General features: G+C 61.0%; 23 protein-coding genes. 5 read left to right on the top strand and 18 right to left on the bottom strand.

Annotation, left to right across the window (positions count from 1 at the left end; all coding sequences use genetic code 11):
- The first annotated feature begins 82 nt into the window (after positions 1 to 82).
- The gene (locus tag FJW08_RS05070; RefSeq protein WP_140809313.1) at positions 83 to 1,027 is read left to right on the top strand and encodes a carbohydrate kinase family protein; all 945 of its coding nucleotides are present in this window, start codon (positions 83 to 85) and stop codon (positions 1,025 to 1,027) included.
- Positions 1,028 to 1,084: 57 nt separating this feature from the next.
- Positions 1,085 to 2,002: a pseudouridine-5'-phosphate glycosidase gene (locus tag FJW08_RS05065; protein WP_140809311.1), complete on the top strand. Its 918-nt coding sequence runs from the start codon at positions 1,085 to 1,087 to the stop codon at positions 2,000 to 2,002.
- A gap of 1 nt (position 2,003) precedes the next feature.
- Here the strand turns inward: FJW08_RS05065 and FJW08_RS05060 are convergent, their stop codons facing one another.
- On the bottom strand, positions 2,004 to 2,327 hold the full coding sequence (locus tag FJW08_RS05060) for a TfoX/Sxy family protein (RefSeq protein ID WP_140809308.1): 324 nt from the start codon (positions 2,325 to 2,327) through the stop codon (positions 2,004 to 2,006).
- A gap of 91 nt (positions 2,328 to 2,418) precedes the next feature.
- Between FJW08_RS05060 and FJW08_RS05055 the strand changes: the two genes are divergently transcribed.
- Complete coding sequence (locus FJW08_RS05055; RefSeq protein ID WP_140809306.1) at positions 2,419 to 2,916, top strand: GFA family protein; 498 nt, start codon at positions 2,419 to 2,421, stop codon at positions 2,914 to 2,916.
- Positions 2,917 to 2,950: 34 nt separating this feature from the next.
- On the opposite strand, the gene sufA is transcribed toward FJW08_RS05055, so the two are convergent.
- The 9 genes from sufA to FJW08_RS05010 all read right to left on the bottom strand — a co-directional run bounded on the left by sufA (position 2,951) and on the right by FJW08_RS05010 (position 11,452).
- Positions 2,951 to 3,331, bottom strand: coding sequence for a Fe-S cluster assembly scaffold SufA (sufA, locus tag FJW08_RS05050; protein WP_027143660.1), 381 nt, complete (start codon positions 3,329 to 3,331; stop codon positions 2,951 to 2,953).
- Positions 3,332 to 3,417: 86 nt separating this feature from the next.
- Positions 3,418 to 3,918, bottom strand: coding sequence for a DUF4375 domain-containing protein (locus FJW08_RS05045; RefSeq protein ID WP_140809304.1), 501 nt, complete (start codon positions 3,916 to 3,918; stop codon positions 3,418 to 3,420).
- 16 nt (positions 3,919 to 3,934) lie between these two features.
- Positions 3,935 to 4,321, bottom strand: coding sequence for an SUF system Fe-S cluster assembly protein (locus tag FJW08_RS05040; RefSeq protein ID WP_140809302.1), 387 nt, complete (start codon positions 4,319 to 4,321; stop codon positions 3,935 to 3,937).
- Between the two features lie 5 nt (positions 4,322 to 4,326).
- On the bottom strand, positions 4,327 to 5,568 hold the full coding sequence (locus FJW08_RS05035; protein ID WP_140809300.1) for a cysteine desulfurase: 1,242 nt from the start codon (positions 5,566 to 5,568) through the stop codon (positions 4,327 to 4,329).
- Between the two features lie 172 nt (positions 5,569 to 5,740).
- Positions 5,741 to 7,009, bottom strand: coding sequence for a Fe-S cluster assembly protein SufD (sufD, locus tag FJW08_RS05030; RefSeq protein WP_140809298.1), 1,269 nt, complete (start codon positions 7,007 to 7,009; stop codon positions 5,741 to 5,743).
- A 25-nt stretch (positions 7,010 to 7,034) separates the two neighbouring features.
- On the bottom strand, positions 7,035 to 7,790 hold the full coding sequence (sufC, locus tag FJW08_RS05025) for a Fe-S cluster assembly ATPase SufC (protein ID WP_140809296.1): 756 nt from the start codon (positions 7,788 to 7,790) through the stop codon (positions 7,035 to 7,037).
- A gap of 366 nt (positions 7,791 to 8,156) precedes the next feature.
- Complete coding sequence (locus FJW08_RS05020; protein ID WP_140809294.1) at positions 8,157 to 8,459, bottom strand: hypothetical protein; 303 nt, start codon at positions 8,457 to 8,459, stop codon at positions 8,157 to 8,159.
- A gap of 99 nt (positions 8,460 to 8,558) precedes the next feature.
- The gene (gene sufB / locus FJW08_RS05015; RefSeq protein WP_140755226.1) at positions 8,559 to 10,076 is read right to left on the bottom strand and encodes a Fe-S cluster assembly protein SufB; all 1,518 of its coding nucleotides are present in this window, start codon (positions 10,074 to 10,076) and stop codon (positions 8,559 to 8,561) included.
- Positions 10,077 to 10,291: 215 nt separating this feature from the next.
- On the bottom strand, positions 10,292 to 11,452 hold the full coding sequence (locus FJW08_RS05010) for a cysteine desulfurase family protein (protein WP_140809292.1): 1,161 nt from the start codon (positions 11,450 to 11,452) through the stop codon (positions 10,292 to 10,294).
- A gap of 254 nt (positions 11,453 to 11,706) precedes the next feature.
- Between FJW08_RS05010 and FJW08_RS05005 the strand changes: the two genes are divergently transcribed.
- On the top strand, positions 11,707 to 12,381 hold the full coding sequence (locus FJW08_RS05005; RefSeq protein ID WP_027028091.1) for an alpha/beta hydrolase: 675 nt from the start codon (positions 11,707 to 11,709) through the stop codon (positions 12,379 to 12,381).
- Between the two features lie 96 nt (positions 12,382 to 12,477).
- Here FJW08_RS05005 and FJW08_RS05000 read toward each other — a convergent pair whose 3' ends face one another.
- From FJW08_RS05000 to FJW08_RS04985, 4 genes are read right to left on the bottom strand one after another with little or no spacing between them, the layout of a single operon-like run.
- Entirely contained in the window at positions 12,478 to 13,299 is an 822-nt protein-coding gene (locus FJW08_RS05000) for a phosphatase PAP2 family protein (protein ID WP_140809290.1), read from the bottom strand.
- 25 nt (positions 13,300 to 13,324) lie between these two features.
- Positions 13,325 to 14,974 (bottom strand): glycosyltransferase family 39 protein, encoded by a 1,650-nt coding sequence (locus FJW08_RS04995; RefSeq protein WP_181182836.1) that lies wholly within the window; start codon positions 14,972 to 14,974, stop codon positions 13,325 to 13,327.
- Positions 14,975 to 15,006: 32 nt separating this feature from the next.
- Positions 15,007 to 15,339 (bottom strand): lipid-A-disaccharide synthase N-terminal domain-containing protein, encoded by a 333-nt coding sequence (locus FJW08_RS04990; RefSeq protein WP_140809288.1) that lies wholly within the window; start codon positions 15,337 to 15,339, stop codon positions 15,007 to 15,009.
- Entirely contained in the window at positions 15,332 to 16,066 is a 735-nt protein-coding gene (locus tag FJW08_RS04985) for a glycosyltransferase family 2 protein (RefSeq protein WP_140809286.1), read from the bottom strand. The genes FJW08_RS04990 and FJW08_RS04985 overlap by 8 nt, the downstream gene beginning before the upstream one ends.
- A 321-nt stretch (positions 16,067 to 16,387) precedes the next feature.
- Between FJW08_RS04985 and tyrS the strand changes: the two genes are divergently transcribed.
- On the top strand, positions 16,388 to 17,641 hold the full coding sequence (tyrS, locus tag FJW08_RS04980) for a tyrosine--tRNA ligase (RefSeq protein ID WP_140809284.1): 1,254 nt from the start codon (positions 16,388 to 16,390) through the stop codon (positions 17,639 to 17,641).
- Positions 17,642 to 17,779: 138 nt separating this feature from the next.
- On the opposite strand, the gene FJW08_RS04975 is transcribed toward tyrS, so the two are convergent.
- The 4 genes from FJW08_RS04975 to FJW08_RS04960 all read right to left on the bottom strand — a co-directional run bounded on the left by FJW08_RS04975 (position 17,780) and on the right by FJW08_RS04960 (position 25,071).
- The gene (locus tag FJW08_RS04975; RefSeq protein ID WP_140809282.1) at positions 17,780 to 20,221 is read right to left on the bottom strand and encodes a nucleoside triphosphate pyrophosphohydrolase; all 2,442 of its coding nucleotides are present in this window, start codon (positions 20,219 to 20,221) and stop codon (positions 17,780 to 17,782) included.
- The gene (locus FJW08_RS04970) at positions 20,218 to 20,859 is read right to left on the bottom strand and encodes a hypothetical protein (protein WP_140809280.1); all 642 of its coding nucleotides are present in this window, start codon (positions 20,857 to 20,859) and stop codon (positions 20,218 to 20,220) included. Before FJW08_RS04970 ends, FJW08_RS04975 begins: the two co-directional genes overlap by 4 nt.
- Positions 20,856 to 21,512 carry a hypothetical protein gene (locus tag FJW08_RS04965; protein WP_140809278.1) on the bottom strand — a complete coding sequence of 219 codons (657 nt, stop codon included), beginning with the start codon at positions 21,510 to 21,512 and terminating at the stop codon, positions 20,856 to 20,858. Before FJW08_RS04965 ends, FJW08_RS04970 begins: the two co-directional genes overlap by 4 nt.
- A 178-nt stretch (positions 21,513 to 21,690) precedes the next feature.
- Positions 21,691 to 25,071, bottom strand: coding sequence for a DUF3971 domain-containing protein (locus FJW08_RS04960; RefSeq protein ID WP_140809276.1), 3,381 nt, complete (start codon positions 25,069 to 25,071; stop codon positions 21,691 to 21,693).
- Positions 25,072 to 25,114: the final 43 nt, after the last annotated feature.

Here is a 25,114-nt window from a genome sequence, read left to right as displayed (position 1 = left end):
CCGAATCGCCGTCCTGCATGCGAAGCTCTGTCGCGCATTGTAGCGCTTGTGCGTCTGCAACAACAAAGGTCATATCGCCGCCATGGTGGAATCCCTAGAGATACTGGCCGTGGGCGGCGCCCATATCGACCGGCGTGGCCAGGTGTCCGGCCCCTATGTGCCGGCCGCCTCCAATCCCGGCACGATGCGCGAGGATGTCGGCGGTGGCGTCTTCAATGCGTTGCGCAGCATGGTACGGCGCGGCCTCTCCGCATCGCTGCTCTCGGTGCGCGGCGGCGACGCGTCAGCCGATACGGTTTCACGGGCCATCGCCGAGGCAGGCATCGTCGATTTGTCGGCAGTGTTCCTCGACCGTACCACGCCGAGCTATACGGCACTGATCGATCGCGAAGGCGAATTGATCGTCGGCTTTGCCGATATGGCATTGTACGACCTGGCCTTTCCCAAGCAGATCCGGCGTTCCAAGATACGCCAGGAAGTGGCCGCCGCCGATGCCATCCTGTGCGACGCCAACCTGCCGTCGGCCGCGCTGGAGGGGTTGCTGTCGCTCGCCGCCGGCAAACCAGTTTTCGCCATCGCGATTTCGCCGGCCAAGGTGACGCGGCTAATACCGGTGCTCGGCGGGCTGGCCCAGCTCTTCATGAACCGGCGGGAGGCCCTTGTGCTGGCCGGCGTCAATGCAGGTGCCGCGGAGGGGGAAATGATCGACGGCTTGCGATGCAGCGGCCTTGCCAGCGGCGTGGTCACGGCAGGCAGCGGCCCCGTGCTGGGTTTCGATGAGACAGGTGCCTTTTCGATCCTGCCGCCTGTCCCCAGAAAGGTCGCCGATGTCACCGGCGCCGGTGACGCGCTGGCAGGCGCGACGGTCGCGGCGCTGCTGCGCGGCCTGCCGTTGCGCCAGGCCCTGCGCGAAGGCGTCGCGGCGGCAACGTTGGCCATCGAAAGCGCCAACGCCGTGCCCGAATTCACCGCGGCGAGCTTCGCGGAAGCGCTGGCCCTTGTGCCGGATGCCAGGGAAGTGGCATGAGACCGGCAAATTCATAGAGCGCAGTGGATGCGCCGCACTCCGGATTGGAGATCAGAGATGACGCCAGAAACCGCCCGCCCTTTCATCGATATCCACGCACCGGTGGCGCAAGCCCTGGCGGCCGGGCGTGCGGTGGTGGCGCTCGAAAGCACCATCATCACCCATGGCATGCCCTATCCCGACAATGGCGCCATGGCCGCCAATGTCGAAAAGATCATCAGTGACGGCGGCGCGGTGCCGGCGACGATCGCCGTGATTGGCGGCCGCATCAAGATCGGCCTCTCCGACGGCGAGCGCGAATCGCTGGCGATGACGGGTGACGCCATGAAGCTGTCGCGTGCCGATCTCGGCTTCGCCGTTGCGCAGGGACGCACGGGCGGCACCACGGTCGCTGCCACGATGATCGCGGCTGACATGGTCGGGATAAAGGTGTTCGCCACCGGTGGCATCGGCGGCGTGCACAAGGGCGCGGAAAAGAGTTTCGACATCTCGGCCGACCTCGATGAGCTGGCGCGCACGCCGGTCATCGTCGTCTCGGCCGGCGCCAAGGCGATCCTCGACATCGAGAAGACGCTGGAGGTGCTGGAAACGCGCGGTGTCCCAGTGGTCGGCCATGGCTGCGAGACGATGCCGGCCTTCTGGTCGCGGCAGTCGCCGTTCCGGGCGCCATTGACCCTGCACAAGCCGGAAGACATCGCGCATTTCTATCAGACGCGACTGGCTCTGGGACTCAGCGGCGGCTTGCTGGTCGCCAATCCGGTGCCGGAAAACCACGAAATCCCCGCTGAAGAAATGGCGGGCTACATCGAAGCCGCGCAGAAGGCGGCCGAAGCCCTCAACGTAACCGGCAAGGCGGTGACGCCGTTCCTGCTGGGAAAAATCCTCGAACTCACCGGCGGCCGCAGCCTGAAGACAAACATCGCGCTGGTCGAGAACAATGCAAGGCTGGCAGCCGACATCGCCAAGGCCTTGTAGTTCACTTGCCGGCGCGCCGCCCCGCCTCATAGGCGCGGCGTGCCCAGACCGTCATTTCGTCCGGATCGTCAAAAGCGCTGTCGGGAATGCTCCAGTAGGGCATCGCCACCAGCTTGCCGTGGCGCGTGCCGGTATAGGTCCACTGCCGGCAGCCCGCGGCTTCGAAATCCGGTGCGCCTTGCTCGTCGGCTTTCAGCAGCAATTCGCCGCGCAGCACGATGGCGACGATGACGCCGTCGAAATAGATGCCCTTGCCGCCGAACAGTTTTCGGATGCTGACCGGACCGAGGCCTTCGAACAGTTCGGCGATGCGTTCATTGTCCATGCCGCGATCATGTCACCGGCATTTGGCCTTGTCATCGCCGCAACCAAAATCATGCTGACAGGTTGAGGCTATCCTGTCGGAGTTTTTTGCCATGCCTGTCCTGCTCAAGGGGTCCTGTCGCTGCAACACCGTGCGTTTCGAAGTGGAAAGCCACACGCCCGTGCCATTCATGCTGTGCTACTGCTCGATCTGCCGCAAGCAGCAGGGCGGCGGCGGTTTCGCCATCAATCTCGGTGCCGACTACGAAACGCTGAACATCAGGGGCAAGAGAAACCTTGGCGTCTATCGCGCCGAGATCGAGGACGACGAGCATCCCCACTGCGAGGTCTCGACCGGCGAGCGCAATTTTTGCCGCAAATGCGGGTCAGCGCTCTGGCTCTACGACCCGACCTGGCCAGAACTGGTGCATCCCTTCGCCTCGGCGATCGACAACGACCTGCCGAAGCCGCCCGAAAAGGTGCATCTGATGCTGAAATATAAGGCGAACTGGGTCGAGCCCGATGTCGGGCCGAAGGACAAGGTGTTCGACGTCTATCCTGAGGAATCGATCGCCGACTGGCACAAGCGGACAGGCATGTGGGTGGATTAGCTTTCTTCGCCCCGTTTACGGGCGAAGGGAATGCTCAGGCCGAAGCGCGCGCCTCGGCCAAGGCTTTCAGATCGGCTGGCTTCAATTCGACCGATTCGCCGCAGCCGCAGGCCGAGCTCTGGTTCGGGTTGCGGAAGGTAAAGCCGGTGCGCAGCGTCGTCTGCTCGAAATCCATCTCGGTGCCGAACAGGAAAAGCGCTGCTTCCGGCGCGACATAGACATGCGCGCCATCGCGCTCGATGTGGTCGTCCTTGGCGTTCGGCTCGGTCACCAGATCGACTGTGTATTCCATGCCGGCGCAGCCGCCCTTCTTGATGCCGAGGCGAATGCCATGCGCGTTGTCGCGCGTGGCGACGATCTCGCGCACCCGGTCGGCGGCCTTTTCGGTCATCGTGATGACGGCAAACCGTCCCATATCATTCTCCACTTTCGCGCGAGTTCAAGGCCCGCAGAACGAGTCTTACCTAAAATGGTTACAATTGCACTTTGCTGCAAGAGATCTTATTGCCATTGTCCGTGCAGCGCTGCCGTCGCGTATGCATCAAGAACAGCTTCAGATGAGTCCCGTTCATGCTCCTCCAAGGCATAGAACGCGTCATCCAAGGCATTGAAATCTATGCCACGGCCGCCGGCTTCACCCACGATTTCCATCCTTGCCAAACGCTCATCGGGAAAACGCTCGCCCAACAGAGCACAGGCCTGTCGTGTCAATTCCGCATGCATTTCAAGGCCCATCGCATGGAAACCTTGAATGGCCCCCTGCGCCGTTATCCCATAAGAATTCCAGAAATACTGCCTGAAGCCGCCGTTCAGAACCTGCCAAGTCAGTAACTCGACACAGATTACGTTCCTGATCGCGGAAGGCATAGCGCTGACAATTCTACGATATTCGGGCGGTCGATCGAGAGCGCCGATAACTGGAGCGCCCCAAAGCTCAACGACTTTCTCCGAAGGCGGGACATCCCTTGCGCTCAAGTAATCCGGCGAAAATTTGTCGGACATAATTCGTCTGACCGCCTCAATACCAGCCAACCGCCACCTGTGCCTCTTCCGACATACGGTCGGGCGTCCAGGGCGGATCGAAGGTCATGTTGACCTCGACCCCGGAAACGCCTTCGACGGCGCCGACGGCATTTTCCACCCAGCCAGGCATTTCGCCGGCCACCGGGCAGCCGGGCGCGGTCAAAGTCATGTCGATCTTGACCGAACGGTCGTCCTCGACGTCGATCTTGTAGACGAGACCGAGCTCGTAGATGTCGGCCGGGATTTCCGGGTCGTAGACCGTCTTCAGCGCCGAGACGATGTCATCGGTCAGCCGCGCCAGTTCATCGGTGGGGATGGCCGAGGCGGAAACGACGCTGTTGCCGGCCGGTACGGTCTCTGCGGTGGTGCTCACATCATCCATGGTCGTCACCCGAAAAACTTGCGCGCTTTTTCCAGCGCCTCGGCCAAAGCGTCGACTTCGGCCCTGGTATTATACATGCCGAACGATGCCCTGCATGTGGAGGTTACGCCAAAGCGTTTCAACAGCGGCTGGGCGCAATGCGTGCCCGCGCGGACAGCCACGCCTTGCCTGTCGATCACCATCGACACGTCATGGGCGTGAATGCCCTGGAGTTCGAAGGAGATGATGGCGCCCTTGCCCGGCGCGTCGCCGAAGATGCGCAGCGAATTGATGGCGCGCAGCCGTTCATGGGCGTAATTCTTGAGGTCTTCCTCATGCGCCGCGATGCGCTCACGACCGACAGAATCCATGTAGTCGAGCGCGGCGCCCAGCCCGATCGCCTGGACGATCGGCGGCGTGCCGGCCTCGAAGCGGTGCGGCGGGTCGTTGTAGGTGACGACGTCTTCCGTCACCTCCTCGATCATCTCGCCGCCGCCCATGAAGGGACGCATGCCGGCGAGAATATCCTTCTTGCTGTAGAGCACACCGATGCCCGAGGGGCCGTAGACCTTGTGGCCGGTGAAGACGAAGAAGTCGCAATCGAGATCCTGCACGTCGATGGGCATGTGCACGGCGCTCTGGCTGCCGTCAACGAGTACGGGAATGCCGCGCGCATGGGCAATGCGGACGATCTCCTTGATCGGCGTCACCGTGCCCAGCGCGTTCGACATCTGCGTGATGGCAACGAGCTTCGTCTTGTCGGTCAGGCGCTTCTCGAATTCCTCGATATGAAAGACGCCGAGGTCGTCGACCGGCACCCAGACCAGCTTGGCGCCCTGGCGCTCGCGGATGAAATGCCAGGGCACGATGTTGGAGTGATGCTCCATGATCGACAGCACGATCTCGTCGCCCTCATCGATGTTGGGCATGCCGTAGCCATAGGCGACGGTGTTGATCGCCGAAGTCGTGTTCGAGGTGAAGACGATGTTGTCGGTGCTTGGCGCGTTGAGGAAACGGCGCACTGTCTCACGCGCCTTCTCATAGGCATCGGTAGCGGCATTGGAGAGGAAATGCAGGCCGCGATGGACGTTGGCATATTCCTGGGAATAGGCGTGCTGGATGGTATCCAGCACCACCCGAGGCTTCTGCGCCGAGGCGCCATTGTCGAGATAGACCAGCGGCTTGCCATAGACTTCGCGCGACAGGATCGGGAAGTCACGGCGGATCGCCTCGACGTCGTAGGGGGTTGTTTCGATCTTCTGGTCCATCACAACTTCACTGCCCCATTCTGTCACGCACCCCTCATCCGACCGCTTCGCGGCCACCTTCTCCGACAAGGGGAGAAGGAAGAGCGCTTTACCTTCTCCCCTTGTGGGAGAAGGTGGATTGGCGCGTAGCGCCAAGACGGATGAGGGGTGGCTCAGCCAAGCCCCATCCAATTTAGCCGTGCGTCACGAACCAGTCGTCGAGCCGCGCTTCCAGCGCCTCGACGATCGCTTCGTCATCCAGTTCCTCGATCACTTCCGCCACGAAGGCTTTGACGAGCAAACCGCGCGCGCTCTTTTCGTCGACGCCGCGCGCCATCAGGTAGAACAAGTGGTCGTGGTCGATCTCGGTGACCGTCGCGCCATGGCCGCAGACGACGTCGTCGGCGAAGATTTCGAGCTCCGGCTTGGTCGAGAACTCGCCATCGTCCGACAAAAGCAGCGTGTTGCAGGCCATCTTGGCGTTGGTCTTCTGCGCATATTGGTGGACATTGATGCGCCCCTGAAAGACCCCGCGCGCCTTGCCCGTCACCACATTGCGGATGACCTCGGTCGACGCCGTATGCGGCACGGCGTGGTCGAGCACCATGGTGACGTCGGTGTGGGTGTCGCCGGCCAGCAGATTGATGCCGCGCAGCTTGAAGTCGGCGCCCTCGCCAGTCGTCTTGACCATGATTTCCTGGCGGACCAGCCTGCCGCCGGCGTTCATGACGAACAGCGTCAGTTTTGCATTCTTGCCGATATGGGCCTTGAACTGCGCCAGATGTGTTGCCGTTTCCGGCTGTTCCTGGACGATGAGCCAAGTCACCTCGGCGCCCTCGCCGAGCACGAGCTGGCTGACCGAACTCGTCAGCGCCGCGCCCTCGCCGGCCTGACGCTCGACGATGACCGCCTTGGCGTTGGTGCCGACCCGCACCGGCAAGCGCACATGGGTCTGGCCACCGGCCTGCAAATTCTGCAGTTCGATCGGCTTTTCCAGGTCGGCGCCGTCGGCGATGTCGACGAAATAGCCGTCGGCGACGAAGGCCGTGTTCAGCGCGCCGATGGCGTCATCGCTGCCATAGGGATCGAGCCCCGGCGCGATGCTGCCGTCGGTCAGCTTTTCGGACAGACACTGGACGCTGACGCCCTCGACGACCGGCGCCTTGGCGCTCGACACGCCGTTCAACAGGGTCAGAACCGTCGAACCATCGACGATTGGCGCGATGGCTTTCGCGGTGGCGGCCGGATCGAAGTCCGGCACCACATTCAAAAGCCGGCGCAGATCGGTGTAGTGCCAAGATTCGATGCGCCGCGTCGGCAGGCCGTGCTTGATCGCTTCTATGGCGTCGTCGCGCTTCAGCATCACCGCGCCGTCGCCCGGCAGCAGCGACAGCCGGTCGCCGAACGCGTCGATCAACGCCGTCTCGGCCGGTGTGCGCTGCGGTTGTGTATGCATGTTCATCAGTTTTGCCTTGCCTTCTGGCATCTCACGCGGCTTCGCCGATCACGCCGGCATAGCCGTTGGCTTCGAGGTCGAGCGCCAGCGACTTGTCGCCGGACTTGATGACCTGGCCCCTGTAGAGCACGTGCACGCTATCAGGCACGATATGCTCGAGCAGGCGCTGGTAGTGGGTGATGACCAGGAAAGCCCGGTCCGGTGCGCGCAGCGCGTTGACGCCGTCGGAGACGATTTTCAGAGCATCGATGTCGAGGCCGGAATCGGTCTCGTCAAGCACGCAGAGTTTCGGCTCCAACAGCTTCATCTGCAGGATCTCGGCGCGCTTCTTCTCGCCGCCAGAGAAACCGACATTGAGCGGACGCTTCAGCATCGCCATGTCCATGCTGAGCGAGGCGGCTGCCTCCTTCACGCGCTTGAGGAAATCCGGGATCTTCAGCGGCTCCTCGCCGCGCGCCTTGCGCTGCTCGTTCATCGCCACCTTGAGGAATTCCATGGTCGCCACGCCCGGTATCTCCATCGGATACTGGAAGGCGAGGAAGATGCCTGATGTGGCGCGTTCGGCCGGGTCCATTTCGAGGATCGACTGGCCGTTGTAGAGGATGTCGCCTTCGGTCACCTCATAGTCCTCGCGCCCGGCGAGGATGTAGGACAGCGTCGACTTGCCCGAACCGTTCGGGCCCATGATGGCCGCGACCTCGCCGGCTTTCACCGTCAGGTCCAGACCACGAATGATCTCGGTGCCGTCATCGACGATACGGGCGTGCAGGTTCTTGATTTCAAGCATTTTCGTTCTTTCTAGTACACGATACGGCGGTCGATGTTTCTATGCAGTCAGTTGGTTTTGATTTTGAACTGGTGAATTGGCGCCACGTCGTCGCCAGTCAAAGCGTCCGGCTTCTGCCAAACAAGGCACACAGCCAACACGGCGGTGGCCACCCAGCAAACGAGCCCAACAGCTATCAACTTTCGGCTACGCATTTTTCCCTTCCCTGAAATAGTCGTCGTAGCTGATCGAGTAGTCGATGTGGCGGCGCTGCAGGATGGTGAACCGCCAGAAGGACAGGCCGAAACTCATCACGAAAACCGCTGCGCCTGCCAGCGGATGATCTCGGTGCCGTCATCGACGATGCGGGCGTGCAGGTTTTTGATTTCAAGCATTCTCTTGCTCTATCGTTCCGTTAACTACATATCGCCGGGCTAGGGTAACGGCGACGCCGCTTTCAAGTTCAGCTGCCAAGTCAAATCGCATAATTCCATCCTCGACGGCGTCGGCGGGATTCGGCCACCTGGTGATTTCAAAAATCTCAGGACCGTAGACTTGGATCATCAACTCCGTGCCGTCTTCGCGCCCAGCGCTAATTCGGTTGGCTCCGACTTCGATACTGACGGCGACCTTGCTTTCGGCGAAGGTAATTTCCAAGCGACGTTGCCACTTCTCCGCAAATCTGCTCATCGAGTTTGGCCCGATAGTCGTCGGGTAGCTCACCAGAATCCCTGTCAAACTGGTGGACGCGTGCCACCAACGGCGGACCGTTCTCTGCCTCGTCGTCACTCACCCGACACTCCCCTCGAGGCTGATGCCGATCAGCTTCTGCGCCTCGACCGCGAACTCCATCGGCAGCTGCTGGATGACATCCTTGACGAAGCCGTTGACGATCAGCGCGATCGCTTCCTCTTCGGGAATGCCTCGCTGCATGACGTAGAATTTCTGGTCCTCTGATATTTTCGAGGTGGTCGCCTCATGCTCGAACTGCGCCGTCGAGTTCTTCGCTTCCATATAGGGCACGGTGTGCGCGCCGCACTGGTCGCCGATCAGCAGCGAGTCGCAATTGGTGAAGTTGCGGGCGTTGGTCGCCTTGCGGTGCGCCGAGACCTGGCCGCGATAGGTGTTCTGGGAGAAGCCAGCGGCGATGCCCTTGGAGATGATGCGGCTCGAAGTGTTCTTGCCGAGATGGATCATCTTGGTGCCCGAGTCGACCTGCTGGTAGCCGTTCGAAACGGCGATCGAATAGAACTCGCCCGAGGAATCGTCGCCGCGCAGGATGCAGCTCGGATACTTCCAGGTGATCGCCGAGCCGGTTTCGACCTGCGTCCACGAAATCTTCGAACGGTCGCCACGGCAGTCGCCGCGCTTGGTGACGAAGTTGTAGATGCCGCCCTTGCCCTCGGCATCGCCGGGGTACCAGTTTTGCACCGTCGAATATTTGATCTCGGCATCGTCGAGCGCCACCAGTTCGACCACCGCGGCATGCAGCTGGTTCTCGTCGCGCTGCGGCGCCGTGCAGCCCTCGAGATAGGAGACGTAGGCCCCCTCCTCGGCGATGATCAGCGTGCGCTCGAACTGGCCGGTGTTCTTCTCGTTCATGCGGAAGTAGGTCGACAGCTCCATCGGGCAGCGCACGCCCTTGGGCACGAAGACGAACGAGCCGTCGGTGAACACGGCCGAATTCAGCGTCGCGTAGAAATTGTCGGAGGTCGGCACGACCGAACCGAGATATTTCTGGACCAACTCAGGATGCTCGCGGATCGCTTCGGAGATCGAGCAGAAGATGACGCCGGCCTGCGCCAGCTCCTTCTTGAAGGTGGTGACGACGGACACGGAATCGAACACGGCGTCGACGGCGACGCGGCCCGATTTGTAGACGTTGTCGCTGATTTCCTCGAGCTCCGAGACGTCGGTCTTCTGCACGCCGGCGAGGATTTCCTGCTCCTTCAACGGAATGCCGAGCTTCTCGTAGACCTTCAATATCTCGGGATCGACGTCGCTGAGCGAAGTCGGTCCGGGCGTGCTCTTGGGCGCCGCGTAATAGTAGATGTCCTGGAAATCGATCTTGGGATAGTTGACGCGCGCCCAGGTCGGCTCTTCCAGCGTCAGCCAGCGCCGATAGGCTTCCAGGCGCCACTCCAGCATCCAGGACGGTTCGTCCTTCTTGGCCGAAATGAAACGGATGATGTCTTCGCTCAGGCCCTTGGGAGCCTTGTCGACAGCGATCTCGGTTTGGAATCCGTATTTGTATTGGTCGACGTCGATCTTTCGGACCCGATCGATCGTGTCCTGCACAGCAGGCATATGCGTTCTCCATCCACGCCGGGGTCAAGGCCCGACAGTTTTCAAACTATGGCACCGCCGATTCGACGCCGAGCAGCGTCCGCGGCAGCGTAAGTTCAATATAGTGCGCCCCGACCGGAAATTCACCCGGCCAGCATGAAACGCACGGCTCTACCAGGCCGAAGCCCAAATCCGTTTTTCTCAAGCATCGGATTTTCGGTCCGATGCTCAAACCGCTACGCGGCTTTCTCTCTACCCGCCCGGCGCGCGGCAATGCCTGCCAGCGCGGCGCGGAACAGTTCGATGTCCTCGGCTCCGGTCGCGGCACCGACCGACACGCGCAAGGCGCCAAGGCTGTCACCGTACCCCATGGCCTTCAGCACATGGCTCGGCCCGACCTTGCCCGACGAGCAGGCGGAGCCGGCGGAAAGCGCCACGCCCGCCAGATCGAAGGCGATCTGGGCGGTCTCGGCTTTGACGCCGGGAATAGCGAAGAATGTCGTGTTGGCAAGCCTTGGTGCGCCGGCTCCGAAGATTTCCACATCCGGCACCAGCGTCTTGATCGACGTTTCGACCGCATCGCGACGCTGACGCACGGCACCGATGGCGTTCAGTCCGGCCAGGGCTTCTCGCGCGGCGGCGCCAAAACCGGCGATGCCGGGCAGGTTCTCGGTGCCGCCACGGTGGCCCTTTTCCTGGCCGCCGCCATTGATCAGCGGCCTCGGCATCATCAGGTCGGCGGCGGCAACGATGGCGCCAGCGCCCTTGGGCCCGCCCATCTTGTGCGAGGACAGAATCACATAGTCGGCGTATCCAGCCGACATATCGATGGAAACGCGGCCCGCGGCCTGGACGGCGTCGACGGCAAGAATGCCGCCCGCCGCCTTGACGACCTCCGCGATGCGGTCGATCGGCTGGATGACGCCGGTTTCGTTGTTGGCGGCGTGGATCGCGACCAGCGGCAAGCCATCGGCCTTGTCGTGACCGCCGAGCGCTGCCGTCAAGGCGTCGAGACTGACGATGCCATCAGCGCCGACACCGATCCGCGTCACCAGGTCCGCCGGGAAGCGTCCGCCATTCAGCAGGCACGGATGGTCGGCCTCGCACACGTAGAGGCGGCTCATGCGAATGGCGCCGCGCCCCATCCGCCAGTCCGGCGTCAGGAGCGTCGAGGCAGCCTCGGTCGCGCCCGAGGTGAAGACGACATGCTCAGCCTTGCCGTTGACCAATGCCGCCACGTCGCGCCTGGCATTGTCGACCAGCCTGCGCGCGGCACGCCCCTCGGCATGGACCGACGAGGGATTGGCTGCGTCAAACGCCGCGACCATGGCCTCGCGCGCCGCTGAAAGCAGCGGTGCACTGGCATTATAGTCGAGATAGGCGCGTATCGCGGCCATTTTCGTCCAGTTCTTCCCGTCCGACGCCATTCCGCCGACGTATGGCGTTATTTCCTTGAAATTCCAAGGCAAGCCGTCCTATTTACGCGGCTTGCGGCGAGTGCGACCGGGCGATCGCGTTTCGGCCACCCAGTTTTGAACAATTCTAAACTAGCTTCTAGGAAGACGCTCGCCCTGCGTCAAGGTCTGTGGAAGCGCGGCCAGAGGAAGAGTTCCGGGTGCCGCGCACTTGTATATGTCACGTGGAGTATTTCATGCCTGAGGTCATTTTTACCGGTCCGGCTGGCCGCCTGGAGGGACGCTACCAGCCCTCGAAGGAAAAGAGCGCGCCGATTGCCATCGTGTTGCATCCGCACCCGCAGTTCGGCGGCACGATGAACAACAAGATCGTCTATGACCTTTTCTACATGTTCCAGAAGCGTGATTTCACCACACTGCGCTTCAATTTCCGCGGCATCGGCCGCAGCCAGGGCGAGTTCGACCACGGCACCGGCGAGTTGTCGGACGCGGCAGCCGCACTCGACTGGGTGCAGTCGCTGCATCCGGATTCCAAGAGCTGCTGGGTGGCCGGCTATTCCTTCGGTTCGTGGATCGGCATGCAGCTCCTGATGCGCCGGCCCGAGATCGAAGGCTTCATCTCGATCGCGCCGCAGCCCAACACTTATGATTTCTCGTTCCTGGCGCCCTGCCCGTCCTCGGGCCTGATCATCCATGGCGACGCCGACAAGGTGGCGCCGCCGAAGGACGTGCAAGGCCTGGTCGACAAGCTGCATACGCAAAAGGGCATCACCATCACGCAGAAGACCCTGCCCGGCGCCAACCATTTCTTCGCCAACGACGCCGATGTGCTGATCGAGGAATGCGCCGACTATCTCGATCGCCGGCTAGCGGGAGAATTGTCCGATCCGCGCCCGAAACGGCTGCGCTAAGACATCGGGCGATCTGCATTCGCGGCTATGAGTGGGCGGGCAATGCCCGCCTCCTCGACATGTGTCTTGCCGCCGTGCTGATAGTCCGGCAGCGATCTATTTTTCCGGGGCAATGAGCCGGAACGATGGCTTGCGGACCGGCAATCCTGAAGGTGCCGGCCGGAAGATGAAGCCAAGCCTGGCAAAGACCAGTCCGCACGCCAGCGCGAAGGCGCAGCCGAGGCCGAAGCCGGCAACGGTGTCGCTCGGATAGTGCGCGCCGACGAAGACCCTGGTCGAGGCGACGCAGGCCGTGACCGCCAAAGCGATGTACCAACGTCGCGGGAACAAAAGCAGCAGGATACCGAACACGGCACCCATCGTCGTGGCATGGCCGGACGGAAAGCCGGCAAAGCGCGCATCGAAGGCAAAAGGGTGCAGCGCAAGGACGCCGAAATCCTGGAAGTAGAGCGGGCGGGCCCTGCCAATGGCATATTTCAGGACATTGACGGTTAGGCCGGACAGGCCAACGGCGCTCAGCACCAGGAAAGCCAGACAAGTCCAACTGTAGACCAGCATCAGCGCGCGCCGCGAAAGGCTTCGCCAATCCGTCAGATTGGCCGCCACAAGCAGCAGCGCGGACGGGATGAGATACCAGCCGCCCAGTCCGAATTGCGTGAAGAACTCGGCAAGCCTGGCCACATCAGGCGACCATTGGCCATGCGCCACCCCTGCCGGCGTATCGAGACGGACAAAGGCCGCTGCCGTCAGAAAGACCCAGACCAGGCCCCACGCCCACCACGAAATGTTGGGATAGCGACCCGGGCGAACGGCAAGGCGCCGTCTTGCGATCTGCAGGGTGTCGCGAAAATTGCCGAGGGATCGGCGTCCTATCCCGAGGAGCGATCTGGAAACTGGAGGACGCGATTTCACGAGCATTGGGAACTCGACCCCATCACCGAAGTCATTGCGCGATACGGTAGAGACCGAGCGACAGTTTGTCTCCCGACGAATAGTTGAGGCCGTCGACTTCGGCGAGGCGGTTCGCCGACTTGCCTTGCACGGACAGCATGCCATTCAATTTCTGTTCGTCGCCGATCGGCACCAGGCCCAAGGAGCAAGCAGGATCGGCGAGCAGATGCTCCGCCACGCCACCGACATCGGTCAGCACCGTTTTCGTGCCGACCAGGAACACCAGGCTCGGCTCCTGATAGCGCGCCGAGGCCAGCACCGTCGTGTCGCAAGGTTTGTTGGCGCGCACCGCTTCCTTGATCGCCGGGCTCAGCCAGATCGGCTTCAGCGACGGGGCGATGACCCCGAACAGCAAGGCGTAGGCGATACCGGCACAGGCGGCAGCGGCTCCTATGCGGGGCAGCGGCACCTGCAACTGCCGAGAAAACGCGAAATAGCCTGCACCGAGCGCGGCCGCGGCCGCCGGAATGCTCCACCAGGAGAAAGTGTGGGCAAGGTAGATCGGCGCTCCGATGCAGACCGCCGCCAGGCCAAGGCTGACCACGACAAGACCGAATGCGGTCGACCACCACAACCATTGCTGCCAGCGCCTGAGCGGCGCATTGGCATCCTGCGGTTGCAATGTCAGCAGCCAGCCGATCAGCAGCGCCATGCCGGGATAGGCCGGCAGGACATAATGCGGCAGCTTGGTGGGAATGAGTTCGAAGACGAGCCAGAACGGAATGTACCAGGCGAGGCAGAAGCGCAGCCTGACATCGTCGCGCAGACGGTTGAGGGCCTGCAGGCCAGCGCCGACCGCGATCAGGCCGAACGGCCACATGAACAGCGAATAGGTCAGCATATAGAAGCCGGGCGGCAGGCCGTGCGATTCCGCGCCTGACGCGACCTTGCCGAGCATGTCCTTGCCGACGGCCTGCTGCAGGAAAGCACCGTGGCTCTTCCAGGTGATCGCTGCAAGCCAGGGCAGCGCAATCACCAGGACAAGCAGCAAGCCGCGCCCAACCCTGAGCTTCGAGAGCCAGCGCCCGTCACGCTCGAAGGCGAACAGCACCGCGATGGTCAACGCGGACAGCAGCGGCGCAATCGGCCCCTTGATCAGGATCGCGGCCCCTTGCGCGATCCAGAAGATCCACCAGAGATGGCCGGCGACCGGTTCATTACGGCGCGATGCCAGATAAATCTGCGCCAGCGCGCCTTGCGCCGCCACGCAGCAGGCCAGCAGCATCGCATCGGTCTTGGCGTCGCGGCCCTCGAAAGCGGTGGCGAAGATCGCGGCCATCACCAGGCCGGCCGCGAAGCCGGCATTGGCACCGAAGAGATTGGTCCCTGTCCAGGCGATCGCCAGCACGGCAATGGCAATGCCAAGTGCCGAAACCGTGCGATAGACCCAGATCGGTGCCTCGGCACCCTGCCCGCTCAGCGCCACGGCCGCCGATTGCAGCCAGTAGATGCCGATCGGCTTCTGATAGCGCGAGGTCTCCTGAAAGCGGATGTCGACATAGTCGCCGCTCTCGACCATCTGTTTGGTGGCCTGGACGAAGCGCGGCTCGTCACGGTCGATCGGCGGCATGGATGCCAGCCCCCAAGCCGTCATCACCAGGCTGAACAGGAAGAGGAAGATGTAGTTCCTGTTCAACGCCATTTTTGAGCCTCTCCGATCATTTCTTTTTGGGCTCAATCGACCCTGGTCATCGCCGCCTTGCGCTCATTGGCGATCAGCCAGAGATTTCTGATGTAGATGAACATGCCCATGGCCTGCCCGGCGATGAACACCGGATCCTGACGCTGGATGGCATAGATCAGAAGCAGGCCGCCGCCGAACAGCGAGAAGAACCAGAAAGCCACCGGCACGACGCTGCGCTTGGCTTTCTCGGACGCCAGCCACTGCACCACGAAGCGCATGGTGAAGAAGAACTGGGCGATGAAGCCGAGCAGCACCCATGCGTCGAATTGCTTGATGAAGACCTGGTGAAGCCACGTCGCCAGTTCCTGAAGCACGTTAACCACGCCTGATTTCCTCTATCTTTGGCATTCTGCGGCGCCTGCGGCGCAACCACCAGACACCACAGAGATCGAGCACGCCCTGCAAGCCGCGATCGAAAATGCCGTAATTCGATTTGCCGTGCCGGCGCGAGCGGTCGACGACGTCGCAATGCACGACGCGATACCCCTCCTGGATGACCAGGGCCGGAACGAAGCGATGGGTGCCGTCGAAGAACGGCAGTTTGCGCAGGATGTCGGTATGAATGGCCTTCAGGCCACAGCCGGTGTCGCGCGTCTCGTCATGCAGGATGGCGTTTCGCAGCCAGTTGGCGAACCGCGACGCCAATTGCTTGACCTTGCTGTCGCGGCGCTTGAGGCGCTGCCCTTGCGCGGCGCCGAAATCGGGCCCCGCCTGGCGCAGCGCATCGACCAGAACCGGAATGTATTGCGGATCGTTCTGGCCGTCGCCGTCGATGGTCGCGACGATGCCGCCCCGTGCCGCCCAGGCGCCCGAACGCACCGAGAGGCTCTGGCCCGCGGACTTCTGATGCCGCAACTCGCGTAGCGCAAACGGGCGACGCGCGGCCTGTTCGGATAGCACGGCAGCGGTCTCGTCGGTCGAGCCGTCATTGACGATGATCAGTTCGAAGTCGCGGCCAACCATCGCCGCCTCGATCTCATCGATCAGCAGCGGCAGGTTTGCCGCCTCGTTCCTGCAAGGAATGACAATGGATATCAATGCGTCCGGCATGTCGCGTCGGGGCTCTGTCGTCGGATATGGCATTTTGTGGATGCCGTGCGGTGCCGCTTGAGGTCGTGGGCTGCAAGAACCTTTTGGCGCGGCGCCTCATTACGCCAGCCGAAACGATGAAGCAAGCATCGCAGCCGGATCGCCGCGGGCACCATCCGCGCGGCCGCAAACCGGAATCCACTTTTGCTGATCGCCAACTCTTGGTTGGCGCGCGATCCGGCGCAAAACCGGAATCCACTTTTGCTGATCGCGCTTGGGTGCTAAACGCGCGCGTTCACATATGCCCGCGACGGACCGGGCGTACGCATCGGGAAAGAAAACATGCCTGCCTTCAAATCCGATTTCCTGCGCACGATGAGCGAGCGCGGCTTCATCCACCAGACCTCGGATGATGCCGGCCTCGACACTGTTTTCGCCAAGGAAACGGTGACGGCCTATATCGGCTTCGACGCCACGGCCAAGAGCCTGCATGCCGGCTCGCTGATCCAGATCATGATGCTGCACTGGCTGCAGCAGACCGGCCATCGGCCGATCGCGCTGATGGGCGGCGGCACGTCGATGATCGGCGACCCCTCCTTCAAGGACGAGGCGCGCAAGCTTCTGACGCCCGCGGATATCGACGCCAATCTCGCCGGCATCCGCCGCAACTTCATGCCCTACCTCAAATTCGGCAGCGGTCCGAACGACGCGGTCATGATCAACAATGCCGACTGGCTGATGGAGATCAACTACGTCAATTTCCTGCGCGATGTCGGCCGGCACTTTTCCGTCAACCGCATGCTTGCATTCGATTCCGTCAAGTTGCGGCTCGATCGCGAGCAATCGCTGTCGTTCCTCGAATTCAACTACATGATCCTGCAGGCCTATGATTTCGTCGAACTCTACAAGCGCCTCGGCTGCCGCCTGCAGATGGGCGGCTCCGACCAATGGGGCAACATCATCAACGGCATCGATCTCGGCCGCCGCATGGAGGATGCGCAACTCTACGCACTGACCACGCCGCTGCTCACCACCTCGTCCGGCGCCAAGATGGGCAAGTCGGCCTCGGGCGCGGTGTGGCTCGATCCGGAGATGCTGAGCCCCTACGAATTCTGGCAATACTGGCGCAACACCGAGGATGCCGACGTTGCCCGTTTCCTGAAACTCTACACCACGCTGCCGCTGGACGAGATCGCACGGCTCGAGCGGCTGGGCGGCTCCGAGATCAACGAGGCAAAGAAGATCCTCGCTACCGAGATCACCGGCCATCTGCATGGCCGCGCGGCCGCCGAACAGGCCAGCGAGACGGCGCGCAAGACCTTCGAGGAAGGCGCGCTCGCCGACACGTTGCCGACCGTCGAGACGGACAAGGCCGCGCTCGAAGCCGGCGTCGGCATCCTGTCGCTGTTGGTCAGCGCGGGGCTGGCTTCATCCAATGGCGAGGCACGGCGGCACATCCAGGGCGGCGCCGTTCGCCTGAACGACCAGCCGATAAGCGACGACCGACGACTGGTCACGCTTCAGGATTTGAGTCCGGAACATGTCGTAAAGCTTTCATTGGGCAAGAAAAAACACATCCTGGTGCGGCCGGCCTGAGGCAAATCGCCTGAAAGCAAGCATGAAAGACGCTTAACATGTCGCAAACCAACTGCGTGGTGACCTAACCTAGCCGCAGGCCAGAGATCATCCTAATGTCACAAACTCGCGAATGCCGTTCCGGCTACGCGTAAGCAGCTACTCAACCCTTTCGTCAGAAACAACGAAGTCCAGTGGGAGTTCAAGCTGTTCCGCTTCACTTGAGACTCTCAATTCGAGTCGATCCGATTTCAGCGTCAGATGCAGCCTGACACCGGCTGCATCAAAGGTAAGAGATCGGGGTTGATCAAGTTCCATGAATCCGAAGAAGGTGAACGGTAGCTCGAAGGTGTCGCTCGCTGTTTTCCGAGCCAAGACTTGAGTCATTTGTTTTTCAGATTCGGGTATTCCACGCTTGTTTCGTCCCAAGATGGCCGTCTGCATTAGCACGAGACCATCATCAAACCCCCCTGATTTTTCCCTTTTGACATCAGCCGCTTTCACAACGTCATCCATGCCGATTTGCTCGGCATTCGCCAGGGCGCGGAGTACCTCGTACAAATCGGCGAGTTCGACCCGCTTCTCTTCGGGCGTGTCCGCACTACGAACCTCCAATGCTTCCTCAAGCAATTTGCCCGTCAGAAAAGCCTTTTTGAACTCTCCAGGTACTTTCTGAGTGACTCCTGTCTCTTTTCTCCTCGCGATACGATCAGGTATTTTGTCTCTTACAATCTTTCCAAAGGTTGCGTTTCGACGGATACGAGAATGCTCTTTTTCTCCCCTTGCTATGACAACGCACCCTGCTCGACTAAGGGCAAAGTATGCATGGGCTAATGTCGAGCCGGCTAGGAAAACAGGAACAGATGCGGCCATCGCTACCGCTCCGACCGCCTCGATGAAAGACATATCACGCATAAGGGACTGATCGGTTGGCATCAGCTCCAAGGCTAACCGCGTTTTTGGACCGTCATCCGCATCAAACTTTTCAAGGTCGATACGATCAGCGATGCGGACAAGTTGGTAATTTGCGCGATCGAGATTTCGCTCTGCCTCGTGCGCCTCTGTCCAGTACCATGGAATGCTGAAGTCCATTCCGTCCCCGCCACGACATCCGACAAACCACATTACGTGGCAAGCTTTGTTCAAGCGCCGGCTGATTTCGGCCGTCCGACCAGCAATGTCCAGAGCCTCACGCCGTCCGATACTCAAACTACGTGCAACTTCATTCTTGACACGAACGTATTCCCAGCTGCCGTCCTGCCGAGCCACCATCATGTTTGATTTGTAGTCTGGATATTCTGTTGCAACAGAGGTTGGCAAATGCACTTCCCAAATATCATATGGGCAGTATTGCAACGCATCAGGCAAGCCCCAAAGGCTATGAATCTCCACCACTGGACTATTTGGATCTGCTCGAACCCAAGCTGCCGCGCGCGCAGCCATAAACCGGTGGATGACGAACGCCAACCCGTCGAGTCCGTCGCCCTGTTCCAAGGATAAGTCACGCTGCTCAAGACACCATTGGGCGGCCGTAAGCGGATCCATCCCTTCCGTCCGACCAAGATTAGGGATCTTTTCGGCGCCTGCACGAACACTTGTCCTGACGATAATCTCATCAGGCCCGATCAAGCCCTCAAAATCCTCAACCAAACGCGTAAATCCCTCTTTGTCATCGCTTGCGGGCAATGCTGAGAATTCCGCGTAAAACAGCACAGGCTGATGAGAGGCTCCTTCCTCCCACAACTCACTGAGGACTTTCAGTTTGTCCCATCGCCCGATCGACTCCTCCTCTGCAGCTCTTATGTATGTCCCGCCGGCAGCGGCCGGTTGATGAATGGAGGGTATCGTGAGCTGGAATGGATTAACGCCCGTGAAGTCCTCTGTCTCCTCGTCGATTTGGACTAGATAAACTCGGTCGTGAGTTGCGACCCATTCGCAATTCACCCGATGAGCCGTCCCACGAATTAGAACATTGTTTATCCAAGCTGCGATCGAGCCGAACAGCCGCCCTTGAGGCAGCCCTCTGACATCTAGGGGCAATTGAGGATCCCAGGCTTCATCTCGCTGAGAATTCAGTCGCGTTCGAGACACTCTTCCAGACGTCTCAGAAGCAAGTTCCCATTGGTCACGCGTCTTCGAAACTCGTAAGACGTTTCCAAATTCTCCGCCGGTACGAGGCTGAATGTAGCTTTGCAATACCAGTGCGATCGATCTTCCTTGTGCAGATTCCGTGATCTGATTAACGGCTTCGACAATATCCTTCGCAAATGTGTCAGAACGATACGGAACGAGTATACTAGTGAAGCTCCCCCTCTCCCAGATTGTTTCGCCGATCACGCTCGATCGCACGTACAGTTGTCCCGTTTCTTCAGCGATTTTGCGTACGCGAGATAGATAAGAATTCAGAAGTTGCGAGAACTTTCCAGAATTTTCAATAATGCTTTGGACTAGACCCGCGCTCAGCAACGCAAATCGAGGCGTCCATGGCTGCGGAAGGACTGCTAAGCCCGCGCCTTTCGGACCGAATTGCTCTGACAGACGCGAGATATCAGACCATTCATAAACAATCGAATCATCAGAGAAGAGTGCGTGCTCGGTCATTTCTTCTCTAGAGTTCCAAAGACCGCATTCGCAACATTTGAAAGTAGTCCGCTCACACCATCGGAAAAGTAACCCACTAGAAAAGCTAAGGCCGCAGACGGCGCCACTGCCCGAGGTTCGCCTGAATTACTGCCGATAATGCCACTGTCGAGGAGCGTCAAAACTACACAAGCATAAACCCCTCCGATCAACGGTACGAAAAGGCGCCAGTAACGACGATCTAGGTGCCACTTGCACTTGGCAGTGGAATGAACCAACCATTTGATAGAGAAAGTCACGCCACCAACGCCACCAACGAAATAAATTGCCAAAAACCGAAAGCTCACGTGCAAAATAGGTGGCTTAGCTGGAGTAGTTGGATCTAGGGCGAACGCAAGCCAACTTAGAGGGATTGCTATCGATTGGTCCGCCACTCCAACGAAGAAACCGCTTAACAAGGTGAAGAGAATTAATGCAGCGGCCAGAATTGCGGATTCTTGGTTGATGCATTTTCGAGCCTCTGGGGGATACTTACTTCTCCAATCACCAGGTAGTCTGCCGTCGGTATATTCAGGTGGTTTAAGCGGATTAGCGAATTCCCCAGCCCGGTTGGCTGGGGCACTTTCATTGAGGTTGTCGGATCCCGGAGCTGTGCTCACGCAATAAAATTCTTGCTGGGAAACCGCATAAGCGTCTCTTGCACGTTGGCAAGATGCCCGCTTGTTCGGTAATTCCATTCGTCATTCAAACCTACCAACTCCGCTATCACCCTGCGCAAAAATTGAGATCCTACGTGCTCTACATCCTGCGCCAGATGGCCGGCATTACCAGAGCCCACCAGCAGGTAGGATTTGCTGCGATCCACCATTTCGTACAATTCTGATGCGTTGAAAAAACGCCAATCCAGCGGCTGAGTCTCTCCTGACTTCGCCACCATTTCCGATAGAGAGAATGGGGCATCCACTAAGATGTGCAAATGAGCCCAATCGACGCCACAACCGACTAAGGAGCCGAGTTCCGATGGGCCATGCTCGAACCAAACTATCCGATCATGGCGAAGCTCGAATTCCCGGGCTATTGTATTGACAACATCTCCTACAAGGCACCCAGTTTCCGCTTGCCATTGTGCAAAATTGATCACCGGCCTTCTGGGAACCACCAACAGCCAATTTGGCAATATTGACCCCAAGGTAGGGCACACCACGCACTCCTGCGTCTCAAATATGATTTGATCATAGGCAGCGCGCGGAAACCGCGCTGCCGATAACAGCGACGAAAACCTATTTCCCAGGCCCTGGTGATCTAGCTGCATACCCTGCATCCTTAACGACATCTGGGCGTACCATACTATAAGCTGACTCGGTCGGTAAAGGAATCCGGGCCCAATATTGGGCCCGTCGCAAACGGAAATTTTCCTATGTGACGCTTCTACAAATAATCGTATTTTCCAGAAGCTGGCAGCTAGCGACCACAACACGATGCGGGTCGCCTCACCGGTACTCGAAGATCGACCTGAATATCCCCGGCGCGATCACCGACAGCGGGTTGACGTCGAGCACCGGCTTGTTGGCATTGCCCCTGAGCCGGTAGGTGACGCCGATCAGGCCGCGGTCGCGGCCATTGCCCAGAAGCGCGCCGACGATGGGCAGCTCGCCGAAAATGCGGTTGAGGCCGTAGACCGGCATGAAGGTGCCGGTCATATCCATATTGTTGTTCTGGTCGTAGAGGATGCCCTGGAACGTCGTGCCGATGCGCGGGCCGCGCAGCACGCCATTGGTCAGCTTCAGATAGCCACTGCCCTTGTCGATCTCGGCGTAGCCACGTTCGAACTTCACCCGCGACGTGTCGAGCTTGCCATTCACCGCCTGGTTGAGGCTGCGGCTGTCGCCGGCCGGCGTGGTCGAAACGATGGAGGCGAGCTTGGGTTCGTTGACGACGAAGAAGTTGCTGGTGTCGACCTTGCCCTTCATCGGTCCGTCGCTGGCCCCCGTCAGCGCCAGCGCGATCGATCCGCCTTCCATGTGCTCATAGATGTTGAGGAACCGCAGGATGGCTCCGGCGTCCGCCGACTGCACGTTGAGCGAGCGCCTGCCGTCACCGGTGGTGTTGCTGATGGCGATGGCTGCGCCGGAACTCGCCGTCGCGCTGACCTTCAGTCCGTTGACCCTCGAACCAGCCGCACTGTAGTCGAGCTTCAGGTTGGACAGTTGCTCATCGTGGAAGCCGGTCAACTGATCGATATCGGCGCTGACGGAAATGTTGTCTGTTCCCGTCGTCTTGGTTGCGGTGTCCACGTCGGACGTGAACTGCTTGATGAGCGAACGAGCGTCGAGCGCGTTGCCGGTGATGTCGACCGCATAGCCCTTGCCCGACCGCTTCACTGAAACCGCTACGTCGTCGCCCCTGTTCAAGGTGACCTTGCTGAACTTGGCCGAAGACAGGGCGCCGTTGACCAGCACGATGCTGCCCTCGACGGAGAACGTCTTGCCGTCGAGGTTGAAGTCGGACAGCGTCGTGGTGTCGCCGGACTTGGTCATGACGAAGGTGGCGCTGGCGGGAACCCCCGCCCCCTTGCTCCAGCCGGCCCAGGGAACGTCCACCCTGGCATTGGTCAGGTCGGCCGAGACATTCTGGTCGCCGCTGCCGCTCTTGTCGATCGCGACCTTCACCGTTCCGCCAAGCAGCGGCGTCAGGCCGGGCATGGCGGCGGCGCGGATCTTGTCATCGAGCAGCAGGGCCACCTTGCGGCGGCGCGCCGGCCCGTCATCCGCCAGCGGCTCGACGAGGTCGAGTTCGGCCGGAATGCCATTCAGCGATGCCTTGGCCGAAATGACAGCCTTTTGCGCTTCGACGGTGATCGAGCCATCGGCACCGGTCACGGTCTGTCCCTCGAACGGCTTGGCCAGGGACAGGCCGGTGTAGTTGAGCGACACCAGCCAATCGAGCTTCGCGGTATCGACCCCCGACTGCAGCGGAATGTCCGCCTTGACGTGGCCGGTGACGCCGCCGGAAAGGTCCTCCGGCAGAATGCCGACATGGCGCATCGCATTGATCGGTTCGTAGGATGCAAGTTCGGCCACGGCGGACGCATCGCCGGCGACGTCGATATCGAGAGCGCCGATGACCGGTGGGCGGTTGGCTGCCTTGACGGCCAATGTCCCGTTGCTGGCCGCCACCACGCGGCCACTGGGCATGAAGACGGTGCCCGACGACAACGATATGTCGACGTCGTTGCCGTGGAATCCGACGACGCCCACCGCGTCGCGAATCGGCGGAATGCGGCCGGCCGTGTCGAAACGCGCCCCCTCGATCTGGAAGCGGCCGAAGACCTCGTCGGCTGAAAGCGGAACGCCGTTGCCCAGGCGATCCGGCACCACCTGGAACTGGAGATTGGCGTCTACCACGCGGCCGCCGAACAGATTGTCCAGCACCCAGAGCCGCGCATTGCGCGCCGAAAACCACGGCCACAACTGTTTGACATGGGAGACCGGCATGTTGTGGACGTTGAGCGCCAGATTGATCCCGGGGGCCTTGCCGTCGACGAATTCCACCGTCGCGGTGCCAAGCACCTCACTGGAAGCGGCTGATCGAACGGCGATCTGCTCGGCCACCAATTTGTGGCTTTTGGTCTGATAGACGCCGGCGACGCGGGAGAGGAAGGTCAGCGCGGGCTCCGGCGATTCCGACGGCGCCAAGGTCGAGCCGTCGCTGGTCAGGTCGTAGCGGTAGGCGGGCTCCTCGCCCGCGGCGCCGGACGAGGGCTTTGGCCCGATGGAGCCGGCAAAATCGAAAGTCGAGCGGCCGGTCTTGAGCAGCAACCTGTCCACCTGGATCTTGTTGGAGCCATAGACAAGCGTCGCATTGATATCGGCATCCGCCTGCAGCAGCCCACGCGTGCCAAGATCCAGCACCGACCCGGTGGACGAAAGGGTGGCCGTCAAGCGTGATGCAGTGGCATCTGAGCCCTCCGATCCCGCCAGCTTCAACGCGACGGCTCCAAGCTTGCCGGAACCGGCAGCGGCGGCGCCGGCATCCGCCAGATTGATGCTGGCATGCAGGTCCGTCACCCGGTGCGCGGCGATATCGCGAGTGGCTGAGGCGGCAACGGTGACTGTCCTGCCGTCGACATCCGCCTCGGAAGTAAACTCCATGCCGCCCGGCCCCGACTGGACGACGGTCGCGTCGGCGATCTTGACCAGTTTGATCGACCCGGCATCAGGCAGCACGAATTCGACATTGCGGAGATCGATCCGGCGCATCGAATCTTCCCGCACGGCGTCGAGCGCGCGATGGATGTTGCCGAACACCGCGTCCGACAGCTTCTCCGGATCGACGAGGCCGTCCTGGTTGCGCAGCGCCGCGGTCCAGTCGCCGCCGGACGGCATCGCCGCCATGACGATGCGGGCATCGGAGATCCTGGCACTGGTCAGCCGCACCTCGCCCCATAGAAGCGGCACCAGGCGCACGCCAAAGCGCACTCGCCCGGCATCCGCCATCGGTTTGCCATCACTGGTCTTCAGGCTGACATCGCTCACCTGCAGCGCGACGAAGCTCGAACTGTCGAGTGTGATGCGCGCGGGCCCGACCGCGACATCGACGTCGACCCCCGCCAGCCTCTCTATGGCGCTCTCCGCCTCGACGCGCAGCCGGTCCGACCCGAAGCCGGAAAGGCCGATGAGATAGACGGCCACCGCGGCCAGCAGCATGAATGCGACCAGGCCGGCAAACAGGCGCGAAAGCATGCGGAAGCCGCGGCCGATCGCCGCCTGACCGAGAGGCGGGACGCGGCACGCGGACGGCAAGGCCCCCAGGTCGGTGATCTCGTCCCGCCTGAACCTGATCTTCTCGTGCTGCGGTTGCTCCTGATCCACGCAATCTTCCGTTGTACGAATTCGCTCGTGGACGAATCCCCGC

The sequence above is a fragment of the Mesorhizobium sp. B3-2-1 genome, from assembly GCF_006439515.1.
In the GTDB taxonomy this organism is placed as follows: Bacteria; Pseudomonadota; Alphaproteobacteria; order Rhizobiales; family Rhizobiaceae; genus Mesorhizobium.
Note: the sequence above shows the minus strand (reverse complement) of the source record. Positions and strands in the feature narration are given on the sequence as shown.